Source organism: Micromonospora sp. NPDC049047, from assembly GCF_040649135.1.
Taxonomy (GTDB): domain Bacteria; phylum Actinomycetota; class Actinomycetes; order Mycobacteriales; family Micromonosporaceae; genus Micromonospora.
Genome location: NZ_JBEZEY010000003.1, coordinates 127,274 through 137,176, shown reverse-complemented (window position 1 = coordinate 137,176; position 9,903 = coordinate 127,274). Strand labels below are relative to the sequence as shown.

Here is a 9,903-nt window from a genome sequence, read left to right as displayed (position 1 = left end):
GCCGGTTGGCCGCCGTAACCGCCCTGGTCGTACCCGCCCGACTGCTGGCCGCCGTACCCGGCGGTCGGCTCGGCGGTCCGACCGCCGTACGGAGCCGGGTCGGGCTGGCCGTACCCCTGCCCCTGCTCGGGCTGGTAGACCCCGGTGGCGTACGGGTCCGCCGGTGCCGGGTACTGGGTGTTGTCGCCCGTGTACCGGCCGGTCGGCTCGTCGTACCGTTCGCCGTAGGCCGCTCCACCTGCGGGAGCCGGCGGGTAGGCGGCGGTCCCCCCACCCTGGGCGGGGTAGTCGCGGCTGCCGTAGCCACCGCCGGAAGCCGGCGCGTTGCCATAGCCACCACCGGACGCGGGAGCGTTGCCGTAACCGTCACCGGAGGCCGGAGCGCCACCGTAACCAGCGCCGGAACCGGGCGCCGCACCGTAGCCGTCAGCGGCGCCGTAGCCGCCCTCGGCACCCGCCGGGGTGCCGTAACCGCCGCCAGAGGCGGGAGCGTTGCCGTAACCGCCACCGGACGCGGGAGCGTTGCCGTAGCCGCCGGCCCCGTACCCGCCGGGTGCTGGCTCCTCGCCGTAGCCGGCGCCGCCCCAACCCTGCTGTCCCGCACCGCCGTACGCCTGCGCGGGCGCACCGTACGGGTCCGGTGGGACGTCGTCGACCACCGGGCGGTGCATCATCGTCGGTGCCTCGCTCAGCGCCGCGCCGCCGACCATGGTCGGGTCCGCGCCGCCGATGGGCCGGCCGCCAGCCATCCGGGTCTGGTCGTCGGCGCCGCGGTAACCGCCCCGGGCCGGCGGCACGACAGCGCCGCCACCAGCCGCGGCCGGCGCGTCGTCGTCGTCGCCGTTCTCCTTGCGCTTCATCCAGAGCAGGACGATCGTGCCCACACCGGCGGCCACCAGCAGACCACCGAGCAGAATGATCAGGTACGAGCCCGCGCCGTTGCCGCCTTCGTCGGTTTTGGAGGCGTTCGCCGGAGGGCCCGCGCTGGCCTCGTCGTCGCCCTCCTCCGCCGCGCCCTCGTCGGCCGGCTCCTCGGTGGGAGTCGCCTCGGTGGTGGCGGACGGCGTGGCGCTGGGCGTCACCTCGACCTTGATCGCGAGACTGATCCGTTGCCCGGTGATGGCCTGCCCGGCGGCGGCGCTCAGCGTCTTTCGGGCCTGCACGTTGTCGAAGGTGGCACCCAGGTCGATCCGACCCGGTGCGATCGGCTTGTCCGTGGTGCCGGTGAAGCGGAAGTTGCCGCTGCCGTCGCTGGTGGTGTCGAAGCGCTTGCCGGTGCTGTCCAGCAGCATGACCACCGCGTTCGGCACCGCCTTGTTGTCGGCCTGGACGACGACCTTGCCGGAGACCGACTGCACGGTCTGCACCTGCGGGGGTGGCGGAGCAGCCGCCGCCTTGACCGTCACCCGGAGCGTGCGGGAGTCACCGCCGGACACCGTGATCTTCGCCGAGCTTCCGTTGGCCGCGGGCGCGTTGGCCGCTGCCGTCAGGGTCAACGTCACTTGCTTCGGCTCGCTCGAGTCACCGAAGTTGATCGGCCCGCAGCCACCGCAGGTGACGCCGTCGGGCAGGTCGGTGACGTCGATGTCCGCGGACTTCTCGTCCTGGTCCGGTCGAACGACCACGTTGACGGTGCTGCTCTTGCCCGCGTCGATCGAGGTCGAGTTGTCAGCTGTACTGATCCTGGCGGCCATTGCGGGTGTGGCGGGGACGGCGAGCAGAGCGCCGACAACCAGCGCTACGACCACACCGGCCCGCTGCTTCCAGGCACGTCGGTGTGTTGACACGTCCACCGCCTTCCGGGCTGACTTCCCTCTGACCGGCGGGGCGCCGGGCCGGGGATCATCACGGTACGAATACGCCGTCGGCAACTATGCCTTGTCCGACTGGATTGGCGCGACCCAGGGCCAACGTCAGGTGCTTGGCCTGCGGGTCGTATCGTCCCTTCGTGTCCTCTCCGCACAGTAAGTCCGCTGCCGTCGCGGCGGCGTTGTCGGCGCTCGACGAGGGGCGTACACCCGAACGGCCGGTGTTCCGCGAGGCGGTCCGGGCGCTGTTGGCCATCCTCGCGGAGCGCGCCCCCGGCCGATCGGTGGAGGTGCGCGTTCCACCATACGGCGCGATCCAGTGCGTACCCGGCCCTCGACACACCAGGGGAAATCCGTCAAACGTGGTCGAGATGGCTGCGGACACCTGGTTGGAGTTGGCTACCGGGCGGATCGGGTGGGCGGAGGCGGTCACCGAGGGTCGCGTCCAGATGAGTGGTGTCCGGGCGGACCTCTCGACCTATCTGCCCCTCTGATCGTCAGGTGTCCTACTCCTGGTTACGCTCAGCATGGAAAACGTGACTATCTGTGTCGATGGCGATTCGCGTACACTGTCAGGCGATGAGAGTGGTCCCGGCAGACGAGTGTGGATCCGCCAGTGATCCCGCCCAGCCGGTCCAGACCAGCATGAGGGAGCGGTAGGTGCCCCGAGGCGACGGCCGGCTGAGCCACGACCTTGACCCACAACGACCCGGCCCCCAAGACGCCTGTGGTGTCTTCGGTGTCTGGGCGCCCGGCGAAGAGGTCGCCAACCTGACCTACTTCGGTCTCTACGCGCTACAGCACCGCGGCCAGGAGGCGGCGGGCATCGCGGTGAGCGATGGCTCCGGGGTGGTGGTCTACAAGGACCTCGGCCTGGTGGCCCAGGTCTTCGACGAACCAACCCTGGCGAGCCTGCGCGGCCACCTGGCCATCGGGCACGCCCGCTACTCCACCACCGGCGCGTCCAACTGGGAGAACGCCCAGCCGACGATTCGGTCCACCACCTCCGGCACGACCATCGCGTTGGCCCACAACGGCAACCTGGTCAACACCGCGGAGCTGGAAAAGGAGGTCGCCGAGCGTGGCCTCGTGGCGGACGGTTCGACAAACGACACCTCCCTGGTGACCATGCTGCTCGCCGGCCGACCGGATCTGTCGGTCGAGGCGGCCGCACTGGAGGTGCTGCCGCAGTTGCGCGGCGCGTTCAGTTTCGTCTTCATGGACGAGTCGACCCTCTACGCGGCCCGTGACGCGCACGGCGTCCGCCCGCTGGTGCTCGGCCGCCTGGAGCGCGGCTGGGTGGTGGCCAGCGAGACGGCCGCACTCGACATCGTCGGTGCCAGCGTGGTGCGCGAGGTCGAGCCGGGCGAGCTGATCGCGATCGACGAGAACGGCCTGCGCTCCACCCGGTTCGCCGCGCCCGAGCCCAAGGGCTGCCTCTTCGAGTACGTCTACATCGCCCGCCCGGACGCCACGATCGCCGGGCGCAACGTGCACGCGGCGCGGGTGCAGATCGGTAGGCAGTTGGCCAAGGAGCACCCGGTCGAGGCCGACCTGGTGATTCCGGTGCCGGAGTCCGGCACCCCGGCCGCTATCGGCTACGCGGAGGCGTCGGGCATCACCTACGGTGCCGGCCTGATGAAGAACCCGTACGTGGGTCGCACGTTCATCCAGCCGTCGCAGACCCTGCGTCAGCTCGGCATCCGTCTCAAGCTCAACCCGCTGCGGGAGAACGTCCGGGGCAAGCGGTTGGTGGTCGTTGACGACTCGATCGTGCGGGGCAACACCCAGCGCGCCATCGTCCGGATGCTGCGTGAGGCGGGGGCGCTGGAGGTGCACGTCCGGATCTCCTCCCCGCCCGTCAGCTGGCCGTGCTTCTACGGCATCGACTTCGCCACCCGGGCGGAGCTGCTGGCCAACGGGTTGGACAACGACGGCATCCGGCGCTCCATCGGCGCCGACACGCTGGGTTACGTTTCCCTTCCTGGCCTGATCGCCGCAACCGAGCAGCCGAAGACCCGGCTGTGTCGGGCATGTTTCGATGGGGAGTACCCGATCGAGTTGCCGGCTGGCAACCTGATCGGCAAGCACGTGCTCGAAGGGGTGGGTCGACGGGTCACGAACTCGTCGCCGGAAGCCCTGCACACCAACGGCTCGTCCGTCGCCACTCCGGGTGGCGTTACCGCAAACCGCCCGTAGCACCAACCGGCGCGGCCCGGCCACCGTCGGCGCGGCACCGAGAACCAAAGGGGAGAACCGTGACGCACGTGTCCGAGCGCAGCGGCGCAGGAAGCAGCCCGACCGGCGCCGGCGGCGACCGACAGCCCTGGACGGCCGGCACCAGCCGGCAGGCCCGCAAACGCTCGGTTTCGTACGCCGACGCCGGAGTCTCCATCGACGCGGGCGACCGCGCGGTTGAGCTGCTCAAGTCGAAGGTGCGCCAGACCCGCCGCCCTGAGGTGCTCGGTGACCTCGGTGGGTTCGCCGGCCTGTTCCGGCTGGACACGAAGAAGTACAAGAGCCCGATCCTGGCGTCCTCCACCGACGGGGTGGGCACCAAGCTGGTCATCGCCCAGCAGATGGACATTCACGACACCGTCGGCATCGACCTGGTCGCGATGGTCGTGGACGACCTGGTGGCCTGTGGTGCCGAGCCGCTGTTCCTGCTCGACTACATCGCCACCGGCGAGGTCGTGCCGGACAAGGTCGCCGAGATCGGCGCGGGCATCGCCGACGGCTGCCGCTACGCCGGCTGCGCCCTGCTGGGCGGGGAGACCGCCGAGCACCCCGGCGTGCTCCGCCCGGACGAGTACGACATCTCCGCGACCGGTGTCGGCGTGGTCGAGGAGGCCGACATCCTCAGCCCGGAGCGGGTCGAGGTGGGCGACGTGGTGATCGCCATGCGCTCCTCCGGCCTGCACTCCAACGGTTACTCGCTGGTCCGGCACGTGCTGCTCGGCGCCGCCCGGATGCGACTGGACATCGTGATCGACGACTTCGGTCGGCAGCGGACCCTCGGTGAGGAGCTGCTCACCCCGACCAAGATCTACGCCAAGGACTGCCTCAAGCTGATCGCCGAGGCGGAGGTGCGGGCGCTCTCCCACATCACCGGTGGCGGCATCCCCGGCAACCTGGTGCGGGTGCTGCCCGAGAACGTCGACGCGGTGGTCAACCGGTCCACCTGGAAGCCGCAGCCGATCTTCGACCTGATCCAGACTAAGGGCCGCATCGACGACCAGGACATGGAGTCGACCTTCAACATGGGCGTCGGCATGTTCGCGATCGTGTCGGCCGAGGACGCTGACCGCGCGCTCGCCACCCTGACCGGTCGTGGGGTCGAGGCGTGGCAGGCCGGCGAGATCATCGAGGGCACCGGCAACGTGCAGATGGTTGGTCAGCACACCCGAGGTTGATCACATGCTGGTGATCGTACGGGCACCTGATGAGGGCTTCACCCGAGTGGCCAATGCCGCCTAGCCTGAAGGGCTCAGGCTAGGCGGGGGAGGGTGATGGGTGCTCGGGGACAGTCGTTCAGCGGGATGCGTGGTCTGGCGGCCGTCCCGTCGTACGTCGTCATGCAGCCGACCACTCTCTGCAATCTTGATTGCACGTACTGCTACCTGCCGTTTCGGGCCGTCGACCGGCGGATGCCGGTGGCGGTGGCCGCGGCGGTCGCGGCGGCGGTCAACCCCTGGGCGGCGGCGAATCGGTTCTCGGTGGTCTGGCACGGCGGGGAGCCGCTGGCGGCCGGCCGGGAGCACCTCGCCGACCTGATGGCTCCGTTCGGGCCCGACGTCGAGCATCACGTGCAGACAAACGCCACTCTTGTCGACGACGACTGGTGTGACTTCTTCGCCCGGCACGAGATGCGGGTGAGCGTGAGCGTCGACGGGCCCCGGGCCCGCAACGGTGACCGGGTCAACCGGGGCGGCCAGCCGGCGTACGACCGGATCCTGCGGGGTGTCGACGCGTTGCGTCGGCACGGCCTGCCGTTCTCCGCCCTGGCCGTGGTGTCCCGGCCGGAGCCGGGGCTCGCCACCGAGCTGTACGAATACTTCCTCGAGCTGGGGTGCGACGTGCTGGGCGTCAACATCGAGGAGACCGAAGGGGTCAACACCCGGGACAACAGCCACGACCCGGCGGCGGTGACCGGCTTCTGGGCCGAGTTGGTAGCGGCCTGGCGTCGGGAGCCCCGGATCCACCTGCGCGAGATCGAGTGGTCGTTGCGCTACGCCGCCGCCGTGCTCGACAACTCGGCGGACGCGGTGCTACCCCGCCAGTTGGACCCGATCCCGACGATCGGTCACGACGGCTCGGTGATCGTGCTGTCGCCGGAGATGGCCGGCTTCAGCGACCCGCGCTACGGCGACTTCAGCAGCGGCAACGTGCTGCGGACCCCGCTGGCGGAGATCCTCGCCGGTGCGGCGGCGACGCCGTGGGTCGGCGAGTTTCTGGCTGGGGTGGAGGCGTGCCGGGTTTCCTGCCCGTACTTCGGTTTCTGCGGGGGTGGTCACGCCGCCAACCGTTACTTCGAGCTGGGGCGTTTTGACGGCACAGAGACCGAGCACTGCCGCAACAGCAAGATCCGCCTATTGGAGGGAGTGTTGGAGCATGCCCGAGACCACCAGTCACCGGCGCCCTGAGCGCGAAGCGGACGACGGCGTCACCGAACGGGTACGGGAGGCAGGTCCCGCGCTCGTCGCGCTGCTGCAGGAGGCTGAGGACGCGCGGAGGCTGCGTTCCGAGGTTTCGGGAAGCGACGGCGCCAGCGCGGTGTGCGCCTGGAACCACTTCGAGAACATCCCGACGTTCTACAACTGGAACAACCGCCCACGCTGAGTCGAGCCACGATCGGGGGCCTGTCGAGCGACCGGAGTGACTCCGGTCGGGTCAGGCCCCTGATCGTCGGCTACTACACCTGCACCGAACGTGCGTGAGCACGCGGACTTACCGCGTGCTCAATTGCGTCGAGAGGTCAGCGGGTCGGACGGACCCAGGGATCCGGGTCGTCGTCCGCGTGATCCTCATCATCGTCGTCGACGAACTCTTTAGAGTCGTCGTCGAAGTGGTGCTCAGACTTACCAGCACCCGCCAGTTCGCGCTGCAAGGCGGTGAGGTCGGTGTTCGGGGAGTGGTACTTCAACTCCCGGGCCACCTTCGTCTGCTTGGCCTTAGCACGGCCGCGCCCCATGGCTCGACCCCCTCGCACAGAATGCGGGGCAGCCCGAAGGCGGGCCCCGATGACGTCAGGCATCTCTCGTGGCTCTTACGGTACATGGGGATGCCAACGTTCGGCACCTCGGGTTACCGTCAGCCGGCTCTGCGCGTCGCGTCGATCCGGCCGTCACCCAGTGTACCGGGTAAGGAGCGGAACGGTTAGCACCCGTGACACCGGACAAACCACATCAAAATTGACCGACTTGAGCTTACCCAGACGAGCCGGCCAAGGGGGCCCGGAGGCGGATCCCGTTGATCCGCCTCCGGAAACGCTCAGCGCAGGTGGATTCCGCGCAGCCGGCCGATCTCCGCCATCCGCCGTTCCGCCAGCCGATCGGCGGCCACCGCCGGCGGCACGCCCTCGGCGTCGGCCAGGCGCAGGATCTCGCGGGTGGTGTCGTAGATCCCGGTCGCCCGCAGCTTCGCCCGCTCGAAGTTGAAGCCCTCGATCTCGTCGGCCACCTGGATGACGCCGCCCGCGTTGACGACGTAGTCCGGGGTGTAGAGGATGCCCCGGTCGGCCAGCAGCTTCTCGATGCCCGGGTGGGCGAGCTGGTTGTTCGCCGCGCCGGCCACCACCTTGGCGCGCAGCGCCGGCACCGTCTCGTCGTTCAGGGCGCCGCCCAGCGCGCAGGGCGCGTACACGTCGATGTCCGCGGCGGCCAGCGCGCTGGCGTCGTCCAGGAGGGTGACCTGCGGGTGGTTGGTCCGCACCCACGCCAGCGCCTTCGGGTTGACGTCGGTGGCGACCACCTCGGCGCCGTCTTCGAGCAGGTGCCCGGTGAGGTACTTGCCGACCTTGCCCAACCCGGCCACGCCGATCCGCCGGCCCCGCAGGCTCGGGGTGCCCCAGACGTGCTCGGCCGCCGCCCGCATGCCCTGGAAGACACCCCAGGCGGTGAGGATCGACGAGTCGCCAGCGCCACCGTGCTCGACGCTGCGCCCGGTCACGTAGCGGGTCTCCCGGGCCACGACGTCCATGTCCGCCACGTACGTGCCGACGTCGCAGGCGGTGTAGTAGCGACCGCCGAGCGACTCCACGAAGCGACCGTACGCGCGCAGCAACGCCTCGCTCTTGATCTGCTCCGGGTCGCCCCAGATGACGGCCTTGCCACCGCCCAGGTCCAGCCCGGCGAGCGCGTTCTTGTACGCCATCCCGCGGGACAGGTCGAGCACGTCGGCGAGGGCGTCCGCCTCGCTGTCGTACGGGTAGAAGCGGGTGCCGCCGAGCGCCGGCCCCAGCGCGGTGGAGTAGATCCCGATGATCGCCTTCAGGCCACTCTGCTTGTCCTGGCAGAACACGACCTGTTCGTGACCTGTCGATACCGGGTCGTCGGTGCTCGCGAATACACCCATGGTTGGCTCCTGGAGTGGGGTGCGCCCTTGTGGGACGCGGACCTGGTGGACGCCGGCGGGGATGCTGCCGGTGTGATCGAGCCTAGTATCGGCCGCCGGGCGAGTGCTCGACGCGCCGTCGCCGTCCCACGTTGCGGCGCGCGTGGTCCGGCCGCTGACCCTGTACGGGTGCCGTTCGTGGGAGGATCGCGCCGTGCCGTCGCTCTTCGCTTCTTACCTGCGCGTGTACGAACCGTTGACCGCCTTCGACCGAGACCGGCAGAGCTACTGGCGCCGCTATGTCTCGGAGGGGCGGGCGGTGGCCCCGGTCGAGGGCCCCGGCCGGCAGCGGACGGCGGTGATCGAGGCGCTGGGTGCGGGCTGGACCCGGCTGCCCGACCTGCCGGAGGAGGCGTACGTCCTGGAGACGGACGACAGCCTGCTGGTCTGCCCGTGGAACCTGCGGATCCGGGTCGCTGAGGCGGCGCTCAGCGCCCGGGACGGGGTGCCCTCGGTGCTCGCCGACGCGTTCGTGCCGCCGGTGCTCGCCGGGCAGGCCAGGGCGGTGATCGACGACTGGCGCAGCGGGGCCCGGGTGCTTGAGCACGGGGTGCCCCGGGTGCACGAGCAGATCGCCACGTGGGGCGTACCGCTGCGTTGGTTCGTGCTCTTCGAGCCGGCCGAGCGGGACCTGGTCTCCGAGCCGGGCCGGCGGGCGCTGCGCTACCGCACGGAGATCTCCAAGGCCCGCCGTCGGTCGTCCCGGGCGCTGTCCGTGCTGCGTAAGTCGGTGGGCGAGGCCCCGATCACCGACGCGGTGGAGGAGGCGGCTCGCTGGCTTGAGGAGTTCCACCCTCGGTCGGTTGTCGAGCTGGACTACGGCGGCCTCGTCGACCTGCTCTCCGACGAGACTCTCGCGGCGGACGACTCGCCTGAGCTGGTCGCCGACGGCCTGGCGGGGCTGTCGCGGGGTGAGGCGGAGGAGGCGTCCGCCGCGTACGACAAGTTGGTGGCCAGATGGCGCGCGGTGCAGCTGCTGGAGCGGTGCAACTAGGGCAAACCGTCGTAGTAGCGCTCCCAAGGTGAGGTGCGCTCGTAGTTGACGCATCACGAACCGTGATCATGAGTCCGAATAAGGTAGCTTCTGCCGTGTAAAAGTCGTAAAAATCGGGCATGGTTCATCCGTCCGTCTAGGGACCTTCATCCGTTCGGCCCATGTCGGACATCGGGGACTAGCCGGACCATGGGAGACGCGTCGGCCGGCGGGACCCCGGCCGATGTCTATACATGTGGAGGAGTGACCGATGGCATCGCGAACGCACGAACCAGAGCCGCTACTCACGCCGGCCGAGGTGGCGTCGATGTTCCGTGTCGACCCGAAAACGGTGACCCGGTGGGCCAAGGCGGGCAAGCTCAGTGCCATCCGCACCCTGGGTGGTCACCGTCGATACCGTGAGTCGGAGGTCAGGGCGCTGCTGCAGGGTCAGATCCCGCAGCAACGGCAGGGCGACTGAACGGCTCCAGTTTTTTCGAGAAGGGGCGG

At 69.8% G+C, this 9,903-nt stretch carries 10 protein-coding genes; 7 read left to right on the top strand and 3 right to left on the bottom strand.

Annotated elements, in window-relative coordinates:
* On the bottom strand, nucleotides 1–1,625 hold a 1,625-nt coding region (locus AB0B86_RS06235), incomplete at its 3' end, for a carboxypeptidase regulatory-like domain-containing protein (protein ID WP_357416321.1).
* A gap of 323 nt (nucleotides 1,626–1,948) precedes the next feature.
* Between AB0B86_RS06235 and AB0B86_RS06230 the strand changes: the two genes are divergently transcribed.
* The 5 genes from AB0B86_RS06230 to amcA all read left to right on the top strand — a co-directional run bounded on the left by AB0B86_RS06230 (nucleotide 1,949) and on the right by amcA (nucleotide 6,647).
* A complete protein-coding gene (locus tag AB0B86_RS06230; RefSeq protein ID WP_357411489.1) occupies nucleotides 1,949–2,302 on the top strand; it encodes a sterol carrier family protein in 354 nt (117 codons plus the stop codon).
* Nucleotides 2,303–2,468: 166 nt separating this feature from the next.
* Complete coding sequence (gene purF / locus AB0B86_RS06225) at nucleotides 2,469–4,007, top strand: amidophosphoribosyltransferase (protein ID WP_357411487.1); 1,539 nt, start codon at nucleotides 2,469–2,471, stop codon at nucleotides 4,005–4,007.
* A gap of 59 nt (nucleotides 4,008–4,066) precedes the next feature.
* The gene (gene purM, locus AB0B86_RS06220) at nucleotides 4,067–5,221 is read left to right on the top strand and encodes a phosphoribosylformylglycinamidine cyclo-ligase (RefSeq protein WP_357411485.1); all 1,155 of its coding nucleotides are present in this window, start codon (nucleotides 4,067–4,069) and stop codon (nucleotides 5,219–5,221) included.
* 126 nt (nucleotides 5,222–5,347) lie between these two features.
* A complete protein-coding gene (gene amcB, locus AB0B86_RS06215; protein ID WP_357411572.1) occupies nucleotides 5,348–6,451 on the top strand; it encodes a cyclophane-forming radical SAM peptide maturase AmcB in 1,104 nt (367 codons plus the stop codon).
* Nucleotides 6,420–6,647 (top strand): multiple cyclophane-containing RiPP AmcA, encoded by a 228-nt coding sequence (gene amcA / locus AB0B86_RS06210; RefSeq protein WP_357243548.1) that lies wholly within the window; start codon nucleotides 6,420–6,422, stop codon nucleotides 6,645–6,647. Before amcB ends, amcA begins: the two co-directional genes overlap by 32 nt.
* Nucleotides 6,648–6,783: 136 nt before the next feature.
* On the opposite strand, the gene AB0B86_RS06205 is transcribed toward amcA, so the two are convergent.
* Both AB0B86_RS06205 and AB0B86_RS06200 read right to left on the bottom strand, forming a co-directional pair.
* Nucleotides 6,784–6,999: a DUF3073 domain-containing protein gene (locus AB0B86_RS06205; RefSeq protein ID WP_030332207.1), complete on the bottom strand. Its 216-nt coding sequence runs from the start codon at nucleotides 6,997–6,999 to the stop codon at nucleotides 6,784–6,786.
* Nucleotides 7,000–7,298: 299 nt separating this feature from the next.
* On the bottom strand, nucleotides 7,299–8,381 hold the full coding sequence (locus AB0B86_RS06200) for a Glu/Leu/Phe/Val dehydrogenase dimerization domain-containing protein (protein WP_357411483.1): 1,083 nt from the start codon (nucleotides 8,379–8,381) through the stop codon (nucleotides 7,299–7,301).
* A gap of 193 nt (nucleotides 8,382–8,574) precedes the next feature.
* Between AB0B86_RS06200 and AB0B86_RS06195 the strand changes: the two genes are divergently transcribed.
* Nucleotides 8,575–9,414 (top strand): hypothetical protein, encoded by an 840-nt coding sequence (locus tag AB0B86_RS06195; RefSeq protein WP_357411481.1) that lies wholly within the window; start codon nucleotides 8,575–8,577, stop codon nucleotides 9,412–9,414.
* A 250-nt stretch (nucleotides 9,415–9,664) separates the two neighbouring features.
* Complete coding sequence (locus tag AB0B86_RS06190; protein WP_007073996.1) at nucleotides 9,665–9,874, top strand: BldC family transcriptional regulator; 210 nt, start codon at nucleotides 9,665–9,667, stop codon at nucleotides 9,872–9,874.
* The last annotated feature ends 29 nt before the right edge of the window (nucleotides 9,875–9,903 follow it).